This window comes from Rhizobium mesoamericanum STM3625, from assembly GCF_000312665.1.
GTDB lineage: Bacteria > Pseudomonadota > Alphaproteobacteria > Rhizobiales > Rhizobiaceae > Rhizobium > Rhizobium mesoamericanum.
On record NZ_HF536773.1, the window covers coordinates 127,148 to 146,045 of the forward strand.

Annotated in this window: 15 protein-coding genes; 9 read left to right on the top strand and 6 right to left on the bottom strand. The window is 59.4% G+C overall.

Annotation, left to right across the window (positions count from 1 at the left end; translation table 11 throughout):
* Positions 1-52: 52 nt before the first annotated feature.
* The gene (locus BN77_RS20895; protein ID WP_007535737.1) at positions 53-808 is read right to left on the bottom strand and encodes an SDR family oxidoreductase; all 756 of its coding nucleotides are present in this window, start codon (positions 806-808) and stop codon (positions 53-55) included.
* A 473-nt stretch (positions 809-1,281) separates the two neighbouring features.
* Here BN77_RS20895 and BN77_RS20900 point away from each other — a divergent pair, with 473 nt between their 5' ends.
* A complete protein-coding gene (locus tag BN77_RS20900; protein ID WP_007535740.1) occupies positions 1,282-2,499 on the top strand; it encodes an SfnB family sulfur acquisition oxidoreductase in 1,218 nt (405 codons plus the stop codon).
* A gap of 72 nt (positions 2,500-2,571) precedes the next feature.
* Here BN77_RS20900 and BN77_RS20905 read toward each other — a convergent pair whose 3' ends face one another.
* Both BN77_RS20905 and BN77_RS20910 read right to left on the bottom strand, forming a co-directional pair.
* Positions 2,572-3,771: an acyl-CoA dehydrogenase family protein gene (locus tag BN77_RS20905; protein WP_007535741.1), complete on the bottom strand. Its 1,200-nt coding sequence runs from the start codon at positions 3,769-3,771 to the stop codon at positions 2,572-2,574.
* Positions 3,772-3,843: 72 nt separating this feature from the next.
* On the bottom strand, positions 3,844-4,887 hold the full coding sequence (locus BN77_RS20910) for a substrate-binding domain-containing protein (protein ID WP_007535742.1): 1,044 nt from the start codon (positions 4,885-4,887) through the stop codon (positions 3,844-3,846).
* Positions 4,888-5,114: 227 nt separating this feature from the next.
* On the opposite strand from BN77_RS20910, the gene BN77_RS20915 reads away from it, so the two are divergent.
* The 7 genes from BN77_RS20915 (at position 5,115) to BN77_RS20945 (ending at position 13,777) form a co-directional block, all read left to right on the top strand.
* Positions 5,115-6,590: a sugar ABC transporter ATP-binding protein gene (locus BN77_RS20915; RefSeq protein WP_007535744.1), complete on the top strand. Its 1,476-nt coding sequence runs from the start codon at positions 5,115-5,117 to the stop codon at positions 6,588-6,590.
* Between the two features lie 2 nt (positions 6,591-6,592).
* Complete coding sequence (locus BN77_RS20920) at positions 6,593-7,636, top strand: ABC transporter permease (RefSeq protein ID WP_007535747.1); 1,044 nt, start codon at positions 6,593-6,595, stop codon at positions 7,634-7,636.
* 97 nt (positions 7,637-7,733) lie between these two features.
* Positions 7,734-8,747, top strand: coding sequence for a sugar ABC transporter substrate-binding protein (locus tag BN77_RS20925; RefSeq protein WP_007535749.1), 1,014 nt, complete (start codon positions 7,734-7,736; stop codon positions 8,745-8,747).
* A gap of 58 nt (positions 8,748-8,805) precedes the next feature.
* Positions 8,806-10,347, top strand: coding sequence for a sugar ABC transporter ATP-binding protein (locus tag BN77_RS20930; protein ID WP_007535751.1), 1,542 nt, complete (start codon positions 8,806-8,808; stop codon positions 10,345-10,347).
* Entirely contained in the window at positions 10,337-11,356 is a 1,020-nt protein-coding gene (locus BN77_RS20935; RefSeq protein WP_007535753.1) for an ABC transporter permease, read from the top strand. Before BN77_RS20930 ends, BN77_RS20935 begins: the two co-directional genes overlap by 11 nt.
* Before the next feature lie 2 nt (positions 11,357-11,358).
* Positions 11,359-12,336: an ABC transporter permease gene (locus BN77_RS20940; protein WP_007535755.1), complete on the top strand. Its 978-nt coding sequence runs from the start codon at positions 11,359-11,361 to the stop codon at positions 12,334-12,336.
* 34 nt (positions 12,337-12,370) lie between these two features.
* A complete protein-coding gene (locus BN77_RS20945) occupies positions 12,371-13,777 on the top strand; it encodes an LLM class flavin-dependent oxidoreductase (protein ID WP_007535756.1) in 1,407 nt (468 codons plus the stop codon).
* Positions 13,778-13,910: 133 nt separating this feature from the next.
* On the opposite strand, the gene BN77_RS20950 is transcribed toward BN77_RS20945, so the two are convergent.
* Together BN77_RS20950 and BN77_RS20955 are read right to left on the bottom strand one after the other, a co-directional pair.
* Positions 13,911-14,756 (bottom strand): arylamine N-acetyltransferase family protein, encoded by an 846-nt coding sequence (locus tag BN77_RS20950; RefSeq protein WP_007535757.1) that lies wholly within the window; start codon positions 14,754-14,756, stop codon positions 13,911-13,913.
* 57 nt (positions 14,757-14,813) lie between these two features.
* Complete coding sequence (locus BN77_RS20955; RefSeq protein ID WP_007535758.1) at positions 14,814-15,272, bottom strand: cupin domain-containing protein; 459 nt, start codon at positions 15,270-15,272, stop codon at positions 14,814-14,816.
* A 100-nt stretch (positions 15,273-15,372) separates the two neighbouring features.
* Here BN77_RS20955 and BN77_RS20960 point away from each other — a divergent pair, with 100 nt between their 5' ends.
* A complete protein-coding gene (locus BN77_RS20960; RefSeq protein WP_007535759.1) occupies positions 15,373-16,266 on the top strand; it encodes a LysR family transcriptional regulator in 894 nt (297 codons plus the stop codon).
* 240 nt (positions 16,267-16,506) lie between these two features.
* On the opposite strand, the gene BN77_RS20965 is transcribed toward BN77_RS20960, so the two are convergent.
* A complete protein-coding gene (locus BN77_RS20965) occupies positions 16,507-18,612 on the bottom strand; it encodes a carboxy terminal-processing peptidase (RefSeq protein ID WP_007535760.1) in 2,106 nt (701 codons plus the stop codon).
* Positions 18,613-18,898: the final 286 nt, after the last annotated feature.

An 18,898-nucleotide genomic window follows, 5' to 3' on the forward strand; every position in this document is an offset into this window, starting at 1 on the left:
CAACAACGGGGTGGCAGCAAACGGGCGAATGGCGAGCTATTCCCAGGACATTTCAGAGCGAGACCGTGATGCCGCCGTCGACATACAGCACATGTCCGTTCACGAAAGAGGAAGCGTCGGAGGAAAGAAAGATGCAGGCGCCGACAAGCTCCTCCACCTTGCCCCAGCGGCCAGCCGGCGTGCGCTTTTCCAACCAGGCTGAGAAGTCCGGATCGGCGACAAGAGCAGCGTTCAGCGGTGTGTCAAAATAGCCCGGTGCGATTGCATTGCATTGCAGGCCATATTTCGCCCAGTCCGTCGCCATTCCCTTAGTCAAGTTGCCGACCGCGCCTTTGGTCGCCGTATAGGGCGCGATGCCGGGGCGCGCAAGCGCGGTCTGAACGCTGGCGATATTGATGATCTTGCCGGCACCGCGTCTGATCATGTGGCGAGCGACCGCCTGGCCGACGTTGAAAACTGTGGAGATGTTGGTTTTCAGCAACCGCTCGAAGGCATCGGCCGGAAAATCCTCCAGTGGCGTACGATGCTGCATGCCGGCATTGTTGACAAGGATGTCAATGGCGCCGACGTCCGCCTCAAAGCCATCGACAGACTTGCGCACCGCCTCATGATCCGTGGCGTCAAAAGAGAGCGTATGCTTCGCGCCGAGACGCTGGGCCGCCGCCCTCAGCTTCGCCTCGTCGCGGCCATTGAGGACAATTTCGGCGCCCGCTCTTGCAAGACCCTCTGCCATTGCATAGCCGATGCCTTGCGAGGAGCCGGTGATGAGGGCTCGCCTGCCCGTTAAGTCGAAGAGTCGGATGCTCATGTGTCTTTCCTTAAGCGAATGAGATGCACCGAAGGCGATCGATACGCTCGTCTTCTATCAGAAGCGATAACGGTAAAATCCCACTGCCGCGAGCCGAGTAGATAACGTCTCGCAGAAATGGTCAGCTCCACGAAAGGAGTTTGAAATGGGCTCGCGTTGACAACGGGACGCGAGACAACCGTTCTTGATGAAGACGATGACGCGTTCGCGCTTCCAAAATTACTTTGTGTGGGGCATCTCATGCTTGACACTCGTTTGCGCGTAATGTTTTTGCAGGTCTGGCTGTTGCTTGCGCTTGCACCAGCGAGATCATCGCGTCGCAATTTTACCGAATCGCCTGGTGCATCGATATTGTCTCCTCATTCTATAGACAATGAAACGTCAGCCTGAAGCGGCAGCCAAAAAGAAAATGTCTTTCCTCGAAACATACCGTCGAATGCCGCATCGTGGCGCCGGATAAACGGAGGCCGCCCATGCACACGCAATTGCACCACGTCACCTTGGATCGTCTTACCGCGAGGCGAATAGAAAACGAACAGCATGCTATTAACGTCGCGCGCGAGCTTGCCGACCGATTTGCATTGACGGCGTCAAAGCGAGATAGCGAGAGATTGCTGCCCTTCGCCGAGCTCGATGCCCTGTCGCAATCCGGCCTGCTTGGGATCACCGTTCCCGAGGAGTATGGCGGGCTCGACGTTTCCAACTCGGTGCTTGCGGAGGTCACCGCCATTCTTTCCGAAGCAGACGGATCGATTGGCCAAATCCCGCAAAACCATTTCTACATCCTGGAGGCGCTTCGCACCGATGGCACGGAGGAGCAGAAGCGCTTTTACTTCGATCGAGCGCTCGCAGGCGACCGCTTTGGCAACGCGCTTTCGGAACGCGATACAAAGACGGTCGGCCACTACAATACCCGCATCACCCGCGACGGCATTGGCTACCGCGTTAATGGCCGCAAATACTATTCGACCGGGGTTCTCTTCGCTAACTGGATTACGATCTTCGCGCTCGATGAAAGGGAACGGCTCGTGATGGCCTTTGTGCCGAACGGCACGCAGGGCGTGGAGATCATCGACGACTGGGATGGCTTCGGCCAGAGAGTTACCGGCAGCGGCACGACGGTTCTCAACAATGTCTATGTCCATGCCGATTCAGTCGTGCATCATCAAAAGGGCTTCGAGCGCCCGACGACGATAGGCTCAGTCGGGCAGATCATCCATGCCGGCATCGATCTCGGGATTGCCCGTGCTGCTTTTGCCGAAACGCTCGACTTCGTGCGGACCAAGTCGCGCCCGTGGACGAACAGCGGGGTCGACAATGCGTCGGACGATCCCTTGACAATTGCCAGGATCGGCCAGATCGCCATTCGCCTGGAGGCCGCAACCGCGATGGTCGAGCGGGCTGGCCGCAAGGTCGATGCGGCACAGGTCGACACCACGGAGGAGAAGGTCGTGGAAGCAACGCTCGCCGTGGCGGCCGCAAAGGTTCTGACGACAGAGATCGCTCTGGAAGCAACCAATACGCTCTTCGAGCTGGCCGGTACGGCATCTGTTAAGGTCGATCTCAATCTCGACCGGCACTGGCGTAACGCGCGAACCCACACGCTCCATGATCCGGTGCGCTGGAAGTACCATGTCGTCGGCAATTATCACCTGAACGGTGTCATTCCTCCGAAAAGCGGAGCATTGTGAGGCAGCGTTAAAGCAAAAACCCCATTCCCGCGCCGGGAATGGGGTGTCTCTCGCTCCAATCTACGGGAAAATTCAGCTGTAGAGACTGACCTGCGGAATCTTGTCGTTTAGAACGAACTCCCCCACTTCCTTGGCCTTGTAGAAGACCGGGTCGTGCAGCGTGTGGGTGCGTACGTTTCGCCAGAAGCGATCGAACCGATGCCGCTCCGCCGTCGAGCGCGCACCGGTCAGTTCGAAGATGCGTGACGTTAGATCAAGCGACACATGGGTTGCGTGGATCTTGGCGGCATAGGCCTCAGCCGCCGCTTCTCCACGCTCGCGCGCGGTCACCTGATGTCCCTTGTCCAGGTTCGCCTGAACGGCTGCCGCAGCACCATCCGCCAGGGCAGCCGATGCTTTCAGCGCAGCTGTGAACTCGCCGATGCGTTCAAGGATATAGGGGTCGTCGGTGGCGCGCTCGACGCCGGAGGTGACCCATGGTCGAGTGGTGGTGCGGACATAGTCGATCGCGGCCCGTAACGCTCCCTCGGCTGTGCCGAGATAGAAGTTGACAAACACAAGCTGGATCAACGGCGTGTTGAAGGTGGCAAGCACAGGCGGCGGCTGATCCGTCGCATCTACGAAATCCTCCGCGTATACCGGAAAATCGTGAAACTCGACGCTGCCGCTGTCTGAGAGGCGCTGCCCGAAATTGTCCCAGTCGTCGTTGGCCGTGTAGCCCGGGCGGCTTGTGGGAACCGCAAAGCCAACGATCTTGCCATCAAGGCTCGCATTCGCGTTGATGTAATCGGAAACATGCGCAGCCGTTGAGAAGGACTTTCGCCCGTTAAGCACATAACCACTGCCGCGACGTGTCAATACCAGACCGGGATCGCGTGGATTGACCGCGGCGCCCCAATAGAGGCTCTTGGCGGCCGTCTCCGTCCCCAGAACACGAGCACGCGCCTCATCGAACGCCCAGTAGACATACTGGCTATTGACGAAGTGATAGCCAAGCAATTGGCCGATCGAGCTTTCGCCGCGTGCGAGAATGCGAACCAACCTCAAGCCGTCCACCCAGTCCAATCCGCCGCCGCCGATCTCCGGCGCATGCAGAGCGTTCAAAAGCCCCGAGTTCTTGAGTTTGACGATCTCAGCAAGCGGAGGGCGCCCGTCACGGTCGAGGGCGGCGGCGCGTTTGGAGAGATCGGCGGAAATGTCCTCGGCACGAGAGAAGAGGTCCGCTCGACTGCTGTTGCGATTGGTGGCGAAGAGCACGTTGGAGTGGCTCATGGATAAAACTCCGGTTCTTGATTTGACCTCGGCGGGGCATCGCCGCCCCGCCGAGGTGACGAGGCAGGCAGCTTAGAAAAGCTTGTCCGGGATCCAGGTTGCAGTCGCCGCATCGCTCCTGCTGAACGCCGGCACCTTTTGTGCAAGATCCTCAATCGTCTTGACGCCGGCTGCGCGCAGGCTTTCCTGCGTGAGCAATGTCGGCTTTACGGTGATCTGCTGGGGTACGTCCTGACCCGCGACTTGCAGCGCTGCGACGCGCACCGACACCGCGCCGACCACGGCCGGATTGGTGGCAACGGTCGCAACCCACGGGCTGCCCTCCTCCGTGATCTCCTGGATGTCCGCGGTCGAAACGTCGGCTGAATAGATCTTCAGCTTCTTGGCAACGCCAAGATCGTTTGCCGCCAGTTTCACGCCGCGGGCGAACTCGTCGTAGGGAGCAAAGACCACGGTGATATCGGGATTGGCCGACAGAACAGCCTTCGCCTGATCGGCGGTGGACGTTGCCGTCGTATCGTTGACGACGCCGAACCGCGCCTTTTCCACGGCACCGGAATTTTCCGATCGAAACTTGTCCCAAACTTCGTTGCGGCGGTCGAGCGGCGCAAAACCGGCAACGTAGGCATAGCCTGCATTGAAGCTTGTGCCATTGTCTTTTACTGCCTGCTCAAGCGCCAGTTTTGCAAGCTCGTGGTCGCTCTGCTCCACCTGCGGGATCTTCGGATTGTTGAGGTTGACGTCGAAAGCGACGACCTTGATGCCTTTGTCCAATGCCTGCTGGGCCACATCGCCGAGGGATTCCGGCAGGCCGTGGTCGATCACGATCGCGGATACGCCGAGATTGATCGCCTGCAGTACCTGCTCGCGCTGCTCTGCCGCGTCCTGGCGACCGGGAAAGACCCGCAGGTCGATATCGAGCGATTTCGCCTGCGCTTCGGCGCCAGCCTGATAGGCCTGAAAGAAGTCACCCGCGGAGATGTAGCTGATCAATGCAATCTTGACGCCTCCCTTGTCGAACGGGGCGGGTGCGCCGCTGACGCCGCCGGCGAAGGTCGCTTCGGAGGCAAACAATGGAATGGCGGCGCTCAAAGCGAGCCGTAAGATAAGTCTCATCCTCAAGTTCCTTGTGATCATTCGAAAAATGCGTCGCCGTCTGATCGCCGCGACGCATCAATTATTAGAGATAATATCTAGGGTTTTAGTAGATTAAATTGTTCGATTTTGCAGTCCAGGGGAGATTCTTTGTTCCGCCGGAAACTGGCGAGCGGCAAAGGCTTGCCTGGAATTTCCCCTGTCCCCCAACCAAAATTAATCGTTCGAAGCTGCTCGGAATTGCAACAATGCCACTTCTTCATATCGAGAACCTCACGCACAGTTTCGGCGCCACCCGAGCGCTCGTGGGGATCGATCTAAAGGTCGAGCGGGGAGAGATTGTCGCCCTGATGGGTGCGAACGGCGCTGGAAAGTCTACTCTCGTCAAGATCCTCTCAGGCGTTTTGACCGCCGACGGTGGAACGATCGCCCTGAAAGAGCGCCCTTTCGCGCCAAAAACACCGCACGAGGCTGCCGGTGCAGGGATTGCGACCGTGCATCAATCCACTGATATCGTCGGAGTGCCGGGACTGACGGTTGCAGATGCGCTCTTGCTGCATCGCATCGCCGAACACCGCACGTCTCTTTTCGTCTCACGCAGCGGTCTGCGTCGCGAGGCAAAGGCTTTGATCGACGCCGCTGGCTTTTCGCTGCCTCTCGATCGCGATTTCGGGGAGCTTGCCGCCGCCGAGCGCCAGCTCGTCGCGATCGCCCGCGCCTTGGCGGACAAGGCGGACTTGTTGATCCTCGATGAACCGACCGCGAGCCTGTCGAGTGAGGAAAGCCAGCGGCTCTTCGACATCCTTCGACGGCTGCGCGCCCAAGGCATTGCGGTTCTTTATATATCCCATCGCACCGCCGATCTCCAAGCCATCGCCGACCGTGCGCTGGTGATGCGCGGTGGCCGGATTGTCGCTAGCTTCAGCCGACCGATCGACTTCTCAAGCGCCATTCAATCAATGATTGGCCGCAGGCTCGACGCTGTACGCCCGGATGCGCGCCCTGTTGGAAACCCGGTCCTCGAGATACGCAATGGGCAGCTTGCGGCGACAAGCGTGCCATTCGACCTGACCGTAAAACAAGGCGAGGTTGTCGCGATCACGGGACCGATCGGTGCGGGCAAGAGCCGGCTGCTTTCGGCGATTTTCGGCGTCGGGCGGTTCGCCTGTGGTGAGATGTTCCTGGATGGGCGACCCTATAGGCCGCGCTCTCCGGCCGAGGCGATTGCCGCTGGCGTGTCGATGGCCGCGGAAGACCGGCATCGCTCGTCTTTGATGCCAGCAGGTTGGCCGGGACATTCTCTTGCCGCCACGATCAGCCTTCCGCACCTCACGAAGTGGTATCGGAAAGGCTTCCTCTTCGGCAACCGGGAACGGCGCGAGGCAAACCGGGCAATTTCGCGCTTTGGGATCAAGGCTTCAGATCCTCTCGCCTCCGTCTGGAGCCTTTCCGGCGGCAACCAGCAAAAAGCAGTAATCGCCCGCTGGGAGGCCGAGCCAAGCCGGCTGCTTCTTCTCGACGAGCCCTTTCAAGGCGTCGATGTCGGCGCGCGCCGCGAGATCGTCGAGGCGATCCGCGTGCGGACCGATCGTGCAACATTGATCGCCACGTCCGATCCCGAAGAAGCCTATGAGGTCGCCGATCGCATTCTGACTATCGATCGCCACGCGCTGCTGCCGACGGCAGCCGATCCAACCACCAATTTAGCCATCACGGGGACATAGGCATGACGACAATCGATCAAACGGCTGTACCCGGGGAAGAGACGGCACCGGAACGCAGCCGCGCTGCGTTAAAGACCGCCGGTGCGCTGTTGCGCTCGGGTGCAGTCTTCATTTTGCTTGGTGCAATGCTGGTCGGCTTCACCCTTGCTGAGCCGGCTTTCTTCAACATCGGTAATTTGATGAGCATCCTGCAGGCAGTCTCCGTCGTGGCGATCCTCGGTGCCGGCGTTACGGTGACACTCGCCGTCGGCGGCTTCGACCTATCGATCGGCGCCGTTGCCGCCTCGAGTGTCATGGCGGCAAGCTACGCCATGATCGTCTGGCAACTCGATGCGTTTGCGACAGTGCCGCTGGTCTTGGCGTTCGGTGCTGCAATCGGCCTCATCAATGCACTGCTTATCGTGCGCCTGCGGGTGCCCGATCTTTTGGCGACACTCGCCATGATGTTCCTGCTGTCGGGCTTGCAGCTCATCCCAACGGCGGGCCGCTCGATCTCCGCAGGTGTTGCCCTCCCGGATGGATCGAAGGCGGAAGGTGCCTATGATCCTGCCTTCCTCCTGATTGGTCGCTATAACCTGTATTCTACGCTCCCCGTCTCGGTCGTTCTGATGGTGGTCGTGGCCCTCATTCTCTATGTTCTGACCGAACGAACGCGCATCGGAAGGCTGTTGTTTGCAACTGGTGGCAACGAGGTGGCGACCCGGCTCGCAGGCGCATCTCCCGCACGGCTAAAGACACTTGCCTATCTTATCTCGGGGACCCTCGCCTCTCTTGGCGGCGTTGTGATCGCCGCACGCGTCGGTCGCGGCGACGTCTCCTCTGGCGGTTCGCTTCTGATGGATTCGGTGGCCGCCGCGCTGATCGGTTTCGCAGTGCTCAATCTGCGCCGCCCAAACGTGCTTGGCACAATCGTCGGCGCCGTGTTTGTCGGTGTACTGCTCAATGGCCTGACGATGCTAAACGCGCCTTACTACACGCAGGATTTCGTGAAGGGCGCAGTACTGGTCGGCGCCTTGGCCCTGACCTACGGCCTCGGCCGCAATTGAAATTTTTCCGCCGTCCAGCGCATTTGGAATAGCGTTTCTCCTTAATGACCGAAATCCATATATTTTATGCACTAATTGAAACGTGAGGACTATTTCGATGACAGAGGGAACCGCTTCCGGTCTTGGACGCCGTGAAATCTTGAAGCTTGCCGCTGTTGCCGGGGCAACCTTTGCCGGTGCGGGCGTATTCGCTTCCGCACCGGCGAGCGCGGCGGCCGACGATGGACTTTCCCTGAAGGGCAAGCGCGTCGCAATCAGCGCCACCGGTACTGACCACTATTTCGATCTGCAGGTCTACAACGCCCAGATCGACGAGGTGAAGCGGCTGGGCGGGGAGCCAATCGCGGTGGACGCCGGACGCAATGACGGCAAGCTCATTGCCCAGTTGCAGACGCTGGTTGCCCAGAAGCCGGATGCGCTCGTCCAGATCCTAGGCACGCTCAGCGTCATCGACCCGTGGCTGAAAAGAGCACGCGATGCTGGCATTCCCGTGCTGACGGTCGATGTCGGCTCAACCAATTCGCTTAACAACACGACCTCGGATAACTGGGGGATCGGCAAAGACCTGGCCCTGCAGCTCGTCTCCGATATCGGCGGTGAAGGCAACATCGTGGTATTCAATGGCTTTTACGGCGTCACCCCATGCGCCATCCGATACGACCAGCTCGTCAACGTCATCAAGTATTTCCCGAAGGTCAAGATCCTTCAGCCTGAGTTGCGCGACGTCATCCCGAATACGGTTCAGGATGCGTTCACGCAGATAACGGCAATCCTCAATAAGTATCCGGAAAAGGGCTCCATCAAAGCCGTCTGGTCCGCCTGGGACATTCCGCAACTCGGCGCCACTCAAGCGATCGCCGCAGCCGGCCGCAATGAGATCCGCACCTACGGCGTCGACGGCAGCCCTGAGGTTCTTCAGCTCGTTGCCGATCCCGACTCTCCGGCAGGTGCTGATGCCGCGCAGCAGCCGGCCGAGATTGGCCACGTGGCGATCCGCAACGTCGCCAAGCTGCTTGCCGGCCAGACTTTGCCGCGTGAAACCTACGTGCCCGCCCTTCTCGCTGATAAGGAGAATGTCGGCGAGATCACCAAGAAGCTTGGTATCGGCTGACAATGCATGCGATGCGGCTCCCGCCGCATCGCATCCATCATCGTCAAGAGCGAGCAACATGACTGCAGCCGAAATAGCCCTGCATGGCGACGACATCATTCGTTTCGATCGTATCGTGAAGCGTTTCGGGGGCGCGCAGGCGCTCGCAGGCGCATCACTCGCCGTTCGGCGTGGAACGGTGCACGGGCTCGTCGGCCAGAACGGTGCCGGCAAATCCACGCTCATCAAAATCCTCGCCGGCTTGCATACACCCGACGAAGGGCACGTCGAGATCGAAAGCCGCGCCTACAATCGCCTGACCCCGCTTCTTTGCGAAGAGCTCGGTATTCACTTCATCCATCAAGATCGCCTCCTGGTACCGACCTTCACCGTCGGTGAGGCACTTTTCCTCGGCGCGGAGATGCGGATTGCCGGCACGCCGTTTCTTAATCGCCGCGCCATGCAGCGGCGTTCCGAGGAAATCCTAAGCAACTACTTCAAAATACGGTTGCCGAAGGATGCCCTGATTGGAGAGCTCTCCACCGCCGAACGGCAGATCGTCCAGATCACCCGCGCATTGCTCAACAAACCGAAGGTGCTGATCTTCGACGAGCCGACTGCCGCACTCGTCAGGCGCGAGGCCGAAACGCTTTTTGCCCTGATCCGTCGCCTCCGCGACGAAGGTGTTACCATCATCTATATCTCCCACTACCTCAACGAAATCGCGGAACTCTGCGACCACGTAACGGTTCTGCGCAACGGCCTCGATGTTGCCTGCCTGCCGATCACGCAAACTTCGGCCAAGGCCATCGCCAACCTGATGATCGAGCGAGACATCACCGAGATGTTTCCGAAATCGCAAAGAGAAGCGGGTGCCGAGATCCTCAGAGTTGACGCGCTCTCGGCACCTAATCGCTACGACAATGTCACTTTCACGTTGCGCCGCGGGGAGGTGCTCGGCATCACCGGTCTGCTCGGCTCAGGGGCCAAAGACCTCATCCGCACGCTCTTCGGATTGGAGCATGCTGCATCCGGTCAAATCGCAATTGATGGCAGCCCAGCGCAGCTGAGCAATCCCGTAGAGGCGGTCGACCGGCAGGTCGCGCTGGTGCCTGAGGACAGGCGCAGCCACGGCGTCGGCCTCGATCTCAGCCTGTCCGAGAACATCACCTTGCCGAGCCTTTCCCGGTACAACCGCTTTGGCTTCCTGAAACGCAATCGCGAGCGCTCTGACGTCGACGACCTGGTCCGGCGCCTGCAGATCAAGACCTCCGGGCGCGATGCCCTGGTGCATACGCTCTCCGGGGGCAACCAGCAGAAGGTCGCAATTGCCAAATGGCTGAACCGGCAGTCGGAAATCTACCTTCTGGACGAGCCGACGGTCGGGGTCGATATCGGCTCCAAGGTGGAGATATACACACTGATCGGCGAGCTGGCTGCGCGGGGCGCAGGTGTCGTCGTCGTCTCGTCAGACCTGTCCGAACTTATAGGCATTACCGACAGGATCCTCGTTTTCTTCCGAGGACAGATCGTGCGCGAACTCGTCTCTTCTAACACCACAACAGATGAAGTGCTGGCAGCATCGACCGGCGCTTCGGAAGGGCTGCCCCATGTCGGCTGATGTTCAATTCGCGTCCTTTTCCAGGGATTGCGCGGGCAAGAGGCTGAGGTTGAAAGGAAATCTAGCGGCGACAGGGCTCCGCTTCGGTTCCCTGCTCGTCTTCGCCTCCGTTCTGGTCATCTTCTCACTCACCGCACCCTACTTTTCGACGATCGGCAACATCGGCAATGTTCTCGGCCAGTCGGCCATTGCAGGCGTTCTTGCGATCGGCCTCACGATCGTCCTGATTGCCGGCGGTTCGAACATGGTCACCGGCGGAATAGATCTGTCGCTTGCGGCCAACATGGGGCTCAGTGCCGCCATTTATGCTTCGCTGATCCGGCTCGGCTATGGGGATCAAGCCGCTGCCGCGGGGGCAATCGTGACAGGACTTGCGATTGGCGCTGTCAATGCAGCCGCAGTCGTATTGGCCGGTATCGTGCCGCTTCTGGCGACCCTTGCCGTGATGAATGTCGTGGCCGGTCTCGAACTGGTTCTAACGCAGAATACAGTCGTTCCCGCCACTACCGACTTCTTGACGACGATTTCTGCCTCCGATGGCTTCGGTGTGCCGATCCTCGCCTATATCCTGATCGGCTTCGCAGCAATTGCGACGGCGATCATCCAATACACGCCGCTCGGGTTGCGGCTTTACGCGGTTGGCGAATTTCCCGAGGCTGCCCGTGCGGCGGGCTTGCCGCTGAAGCGTCTCGTCGCCGGCGCATTCATCGCCAGCGGCCTTTGCGGTGGACTGGCCGGTATCCTCTCCGTTTCCTACCTCAGCGGCAGCACGACAGGTTCCAGCGAGATGCTTCTGCCGGTCGTCGTCACCGCCCTGCTTGGCTCGGTGTTTTCGCGCCGCCTTGTTCCGACCGTCACCGGGACCCTGATATCGGCCCTTTTCGTCAGCTTCCTAATCAACGGCTTTCAGCTCCTGAACCTGCCGAGCACGCTGGTCAGCGGGGTGCAGGGTGTGCTGATCCTGATCGTCGTTTCCGCCACGACCCTGCTGCGCAAACGAAAGATCTGACCATGTCAGTTTCGATCCTTTTCGAGCGATCGCTCGCCAGCCTTTCCCGCTACGGCCTGATACTCGCACTGATAGCCGTCTTCTTAGTCTTTTCCGCCGCCGCCCCGACCTTCCTGACACCTGGCAATCTGCAAAGCATTCTGGTCAATAACTTCACGCTTCTCGCCATCGTCTCGATTGCGATGACGCTTGCAGTGTCGGCGGGCGGAATAGACCTTTCCGTCGGCACCGCGGTGGATTTCGCAAGCTTCGCGTTCGTCTTGGTTGTTCTTGCCGGCCAACCGGTAGCGCTCGCGCTCGCCGCCGCGCTTCTGGCCGGCGCTCTTGTCGGAGCCTTCAATGCAGTCCTGATTTCGGCCATCGGCGTGTCGCCGTTCCTTTCAACGCTCGGCACGCTATTCATCGGCCGCAGTATCCAGCAGTTGCTGACCGATGGCGGAAATCCCGTCTATCTACCGCCGAGCGGCGTGCCCGATGCCTTTCGTTTCCTCGGCCACGGAACCATCGTTGGCCTACCCGTTCCGCTGCTCATCGCCGCCGTCGTGATTGCAAGCGTGGCGGTGCTGTTTTCGCAAACGCCTTTTGGCCGTGTGGTGCTGTCGATCGGAATGCAGCAAAGCGTCGTGCGCTATTGCGGCATCGGGCCTGGCCGGCATGTCGCTGTTACCTTCATTCTTGCCGGCACGATTGCGGCTATCGCCGGGGTCATCCTGACGTCCACCGTTACGGTCTACATTCCTTCGTCAGGCAATGCCTTCCTATTGAATGCGATCGGCGCCACCTTCATCGGCACGACCTTCTCGCCGCTTGGCCGCCCGAACGTCGTCGGCACCGTGCTCGGGGTTCTGCTTCTCAGCATTGTCGCCAATGGTCTGCTTTTGACTGGCATGAATTTTTACTGGCAGCAGGTCGCCACCGGTAGCCTCATCTTCGCAGTGCTGACCTTCAGCTTCTTCAACAGGAAAGCGGTGGGCACTTGAACAAACCGAACCAAGACAATGCAGGAACGATGACATGAGCCGCGAAATCAGGCTGAACGCCTTCGACATGAACTGCGTCGGGCACCAATCCCCCGGCCTTTGGCGCCACCCGCGAGACAAATCCTGGACCTACAAGGATCTCGATTACTGGGTGAATCTTGCCAAGATCCTGGAGCGCGGCAAGTTCGACGGCCTCTTCATAGCCGACGTGCTTGGCGTTTACGACGTGCTGAACGGCAATGTCGATGCGGCACTGCGTCATTCCGCTCAGGTGCCGGTCAACGATCCGCTGCAGTTGATCCCCACCATGGCATATGAGACCGAACACCTTGGCTTCGGGCTGACCGCATCGCTTTCCTTCGAGCACCCCTATACTTTTGCCCGCCGGATATCGACACTCGACCACCTGACCAAGGGGCGCGTTGGCTGGAACATCGTCACCTCCTATCTCAACAGCGGCGCCCTCAATGTCGGGCAGCCGGCGCAGACGAACCACGACGATCGCTACGACCTCGCGGACGAATATCTCGAAGTCTGTTACAAGCTGTGGGAAGGCAGCTGGGAGGACGACGCCGTCGTGAGGGATCGCCAGAAAGGCATCTTCACGGACCCGCGGAAAGTGCATCCGATCCGCCATTCGGGGAAGCACTTCAGCGTGCCGGGTATTCACCTTAGTGAGCCCTCTCCGCAGCGCACGCCAGTGCTCTATCAGGCAGGTGCTTCGAGCCGCGGCAAGGACTTCGCGGGTGCCCATGCCGAGTGCATTTTCGTCGCCGCCCCCTCCAAGCCAGTTCTCAAGCGCTATGTCGCGAATGTCCGCCAAGCCGCCGAGCGCGCCGGCCGCAACCCTCGTGAAATCCTCGCCTTCAATCTGCAGACGATCGTTTTGGGCGAAACGGACGCCGAAGCGCAGCGCAAGTTTAACGAATACCGCCAATATGCATCCTTCGAGGGCGCGCTGACGCTGATCTCAGGTTGGACCGGAATCGACTTCGGCCAGTTCGGCCCGGACGAGGTGCTGCGCCACCGCTATACCAATGCCGTGCAGTCTGCCGTCGAGACCTTCACGACGATCGATCCCGGCAAGGAATGGAGCGTGCGCGAGATGGCGGAATGGGTTGGCATTGGCGGCTTCGGTCCAGTCTTTGTGGGCTCACCCTCGACTGTAGCCGACCTCATGCAGGAATGGATCGAAGAAACCGATGTGGACGGTTTCAATCTCGCCTACGCGGTGACACCAGAGAGTTTCGAAGACGTGGTAGAGCTTCTTGTGCCAGAGTTGCAGAGGCGCGGCGTCTACAAGACCGAGTATTGCCAAGGTACTCTGCGCGAAAAGCTTGGTGGACATGGTCCACGCCTTACAGCTCCGCATCCCGGCGCAGCCTATCGCGCTACTCCGCAATCGGCGGCCTTTGAGCTGCGTCCACATCTCCATCCTTAAGGGCCCGAGGGCGGGGTGATGATCTTGCAAGCTCCGGCGGGAGCCTGCGAGACCAATTTGCTAGAACGTCGAGAAACCGTGTGCAGTTCGAATTAGAGCGCGACGACGCGAAGCATGGATAGGTTTCGGCTATTCAGGCGGCCTTGTCGCGGCCGACAGCCTGAAGGCGCTCCCAGACCAGGCCGGGCTGGGGAATGTCGAGGTCGAACACGGTCTGGAACGTGTCGGCAAGGTGGTCGGCGCTGGTGATGCTCTCATGGCTGAGGCTGTTTGCCGTCACGCGGCGAAGACGGTCGTTCTGAAGGGCAACATAGCCGTCCGTCGTGTGTCGCAGGACCGCCAGCGCATTGGTGAACGGCGAGCCGGGATCCTGCATCAGCCAGCCATGCGTTGCGGCCATTGCGGCTTCGTCGATATGGTCCGGCCGGAAATCGAAGCTTTTCGCGATGCCGCGTGGATGGTTATTGAAGCGCAGCCAGCCGCCGTCCGCTGGCATGATCGAGAAGTCGAAGCCGCGCTGGCTGATCGGCCCGACGGCAAGCGGCACCGGCTCGATGATGGCGTCTGCGACGCCGACCTCGGCGAGATAGGGACGGTCGAGGTCGACACGCAGCGTCAGGTGGTTGCCGATCGCTATGTCGCCGAGCTTCTCCCGGTCAACGCCGCCACAAAGACGGGTCACTCGAAAACCGAGTTCTGCAAGCGCGGCGCCTAAGAGGCCGTTCATCTCGTAGCACCAGCCGCCGCGCCGCTTTTCGACCATCTTGGCAAAAGCGGATGCCGGGGTGATTGCGGATGGCCATCCCATGAAGGCGTCCAGTGCCTCCCATGTAAAGCTCGTGAGATGGGCGCGATGGAGCTGCGACAGGCTCAGGATGTCGAGGCTGGTCGGCCGCTCCATTCCTATCCTGGCGAGATAGGCGTCGAGCTGCGCTGCCGTCAGGGTCATTCCGTCTTTCTTCGAAGGCGCGTGTGTCATCCTTGGGTCTCCTTTCGATGGACCGTTGTTGAAGTTGCGTAGGTATGGTTGGGTGGGTCAGGCGACCTTGCGGTCGTCGCACGGAAAGATCAGGCCGAAGCCCTTGGCGACCGAGGCGATCTGTTCGGCAGTTTCGGGCCTGGAGAGCTCGACGATCGGAAAGAAGCTTTCGAACCCGCCAGGTGTGACGACGACCATGAGGTGGCCTTCAGTCTTGCCGATATTTCTGAAGCGGTGGGCTACACCACGTGGGAGGGCGATGCTGCCGCCTTCCGCCAGTTCGACATAGTCGTTGGCGCACCAGAAGCCGAAGTGGCCGGCAAGGACGTAGAAGAACTCGTCCTCGCGCTCGTGGACATGCAGCGGCGGTCCTTCGCCGGCCGGCACGAAAGCTTCGAACATGCCGAGCGAACCGCCGGTGCTGGCGGCCATTATGCGGATGACGTGCCTGCCGAATGCCATTGCCGGCGTCCCATGTCCTGGTGGCGAAACCGCAGCTTGGGTAAATGTCATCATGTCGGGTCTCCTTTTGCTCGAGAACACCCCACCGATTACTTTGCGTCCCCTCCCATGATAAGAGGGATAAAACAGCATCATTGTATGGATAATTGCACTTATGAAAACGCTGGATCCGCTTGACGGGATTGCCGCATTTCTAACGGTTTCCACGCATCTAAGCTTCACGAAGGCGGCCGAGGAATTAGGCATGTCGCGGGCGACTGTGGGTGCTCAGGTCAGGCAGCTCGAGGATCGCCTCGGCATCCGGCTCTTTCAGAGATCGACGCGCACGATTGCCCTCACCGAGGCCGGCGCGGCCTACAAGGAAGCGCTTTCGGGAATCCTGCCCCAAATACGAGAGGCCGAACGGGCCGCAATCTCGTTTCAGAAGGAAGCTGTCGGCCGATTGCGGGTGTCGGCGCCACCCGACCTCGGGCATCTGGTGATCGTGCCGGCAGTTTCGGAGTTCCTCAAACTCAATCCGGCTGTGTCCGTTGAACTCGACCTGTCGCATCGGCCCGTAAACCTGGTCGAGGATGGCTTCGACCTTGCAATTCGAGGCCGTCTTGAGGTCGATATCAATCTCATCACCCGACAACTGGCGACATCATCGATCGTGATTTGCGCTTCACCGGCCTATATTGCCGAACACGGGGCACCATTGACGCCGCATGACCTCGCTCACCACGCCTGCCTCCACTTCGCCGAACTGAGATGGGGGCGGATTTGGCCGTTCAGCAGGGACGGTGAGGAGTTTCGCATTCCCATCGTGCCCCGCCTGGAACTTAATCACAGTCTTGGTCTGCGCGACGCTGCCTTGCTGGGACTGGGCATCGTCCTTCTGCCCGACTTTATCGTCGGGGAAGACCTCAGGCAGGGCCGGTTGGTCCGTCTTCTCCCCGATTGGCACATCAGTACGATACAATTACAAGCGGTCTATCCGGCCAATCGCCATATCGCGGTAAAGGTCCGACGCTTCGTCTCGTTCCTGGTAGGCAAACTGCGGCTATAGACAAGGCAAACCCGCACCCAGGATTCTTGAGCCTTGCCGAGCCTTGCTTGCGCGACCAACCTGTCCATTAGGTTGACTGCCGCCACTCACCGCCAGGAGCTTCCGACAATTCACCTTTGTCGCTGAAGCGATCTGAACCCCGCGGCCGAAGTGGTCTGAACTGCGGGATCCTTGTGCGAAACGCATGACTGGACCGGCCCGATCACAACGCTGCTCGTCATGTTGCGCCGGTCAGGATCATTATTTTCCGTCCGATTGTCCTGTTGCCTGCGGCATCCCTGCCTGCAAGTCTGCCTCATCGGCAACAATGGCGGTGGCCTCGTCCAGCAACACGTCCTTTGCCTTCTTGCGGGCATTTTCAATAGCAATCTCACTACTCAGGCTACGCTCGTTTGCCTGCAGGCCATCATCTCCACCAGGGTCTTCGCCATCGCTGACTTGCGCACGAGACTTCATTCGACGTTCTCGGGCGGCCGCTTCCTTGCGACGTTCTGCTTCGTTGAGGGAGACAACCCCTTTGTCGCGTTGTGCCTTCAGGTCCGCAATGTCGCTTAGCAGGCCCTGGAAGTCCGGATCGATCTTTGTCCGCGCATCATGGCGGCTTTGTAGTCCCGGCAGCAATGTCCCTACAGCGCCGTCGGGCTCGTAGTTCGCGGGCTTGATCTGCGCCCATGGCAGGGCGTTGTCATAACTGGTCTCGCCAAAGGTTTTCGGATCCGAAAGTCCCGGTAGGCTGATATCGGGCGTCACGCCACGCAGCTGGGTCGTACCGCCATTGATCCGGAAAAACTGCGCGATCGTCACCTTCAGCTCACCCAACTCGGGTTTGCTGTTGCGCACCATCTGGTCGAGATCGACGACAGTTTGAACAGTACCCTTACCGAAGCTGGGTTCGCCAACGATCACGCCTCGATCATAATCCTGGATCGCAGCGGCAAAAATCTCCGAAGCCGACGCCGAGCCGCGATTGATCAGGACACCAACCGGGCCAGTCCAGACCGGCGTCGGAAAGTCGGCGCTTCTTACCGTGATCTTGCCGTCACTACCGCGTTGCTGAACGACCGGCCCATTGCCGATGAACAGACCGGTCAAATCGATTGCCTCGTCCAACGAACCGCCGCCATTATTGCGCAGGTCAATGAGAACGCTGTCGGCCCCTTCTTGCTTCAGTTCGCCGAGAAGCTTGGCGACATCGCGGCTTGCGCTTTTGTAGTCCTTGTCTCCTTTGTGGCGGGCTTCAAAATCCTCATAGAAAGCCGGCAGAGTAATCACCCCGACTTTGTGAGTGGCCTCGCCCACCTTCACGGGCAGCACTGCCTTGCTGGCCGCCTGTTTTTCGAGGCTGATCTTGTCGCGCATCAGACTGATAACACGATGCGCACCTTCAGGACCGGCATCCGCGGGTAAGATCTCCAGGCGCACCACGGAGCCTTTTTTCCCTCGTATCAACTGTACGACTTCATCAAGGCGCGTGCCCACTACTTCCTTAATTGCGCCATCCTTGCCTTGACCAACGCCGATGATGCGATCTCCGACCAAGAGCTTGCCGGACAACTGCGCCGGCCCGCCAGGCACGAGTTCGCGGATCGTCGTGTAGTCGTCGCGTTCCTGCAGTACCGCGCCAATTCCAAAAAGCGAGAGCTTCATGGAGATATTGAAATCGGCCGAAGCGGTCGCGCCGAAATAGTCCGTGTGGGGGTCGACCGAGGTTGTATAGGCGTCCATGAAGGATTGGAAAACGTCGTCGCTCTTATACTTGTAAACGCGCTCGAGAGTGTTGGCATAACGTTTGTCGAGCGTTTCGCGAATAGCCGAGTCGGTCTTGCCTCCCAGCTTCAACCGCAACCAGTCGCTTTTGACGCGTTTGCGCCATAGCTCGTTGCTCTCGGCTTCCGACTGGGGCCAAGGCTCTTTGTCGCGCAGCACAAAATAGTTTTCCTGCGCACCGAAATCGAAATCCCGTTCAAGCAAGCTGCGCGCGTAGGTCATGCGGTCGACAATGCGCTTCTCATAGACGTTGAAGATTGAAAACGGGATCTTCAAGTCTTCCCGTTTGATCGCATCGTCGATCTCGCTGCGGTCAGACATGAACCTGTCGATGTCCGCTTGCAAAAAGAGCATGCGATCCGGATCGAGGGACTTGATGAATCGATCCATGATTCTCGCTGACAAGGCGTTGTCGAGTGGAATGGGCCTATAGCTGAAACGGGTCAAAAATTGTGCACTCAACTGAGCGGCTTGAGCCTGCTGTTTCAGCGGCGCCAAAACAGGTGGTGAGGCGACTTCAGCATAGGCGGACTGCGCGACCGCAAGAAATGCACCAAGGAAAATGTGTGATATGCGCATTCAGCGTTGATCCAATTCTTAAGGCCGATTGTCGATGCGCGACTAGGTGAAGCAATTATGGTTTTTTGGCAACCGGCAGGATCATATGCGCCAAAAGTGCGACAAAAATCCGCTCACACACCAGACAAGCACCCGAGGGAAGCCGCCGGAGCCTGGAGGCGTGAGGGATGACACCGTTATGGTGCATTGTCTCGCATGCGCCGGCGTTGTACGGTAAAAAGGTCAAATGCACGCGAGTGCTTTGTAAACCGGAGGCAAAAGTCCGGTCGCGCGTTTCAACCCATGA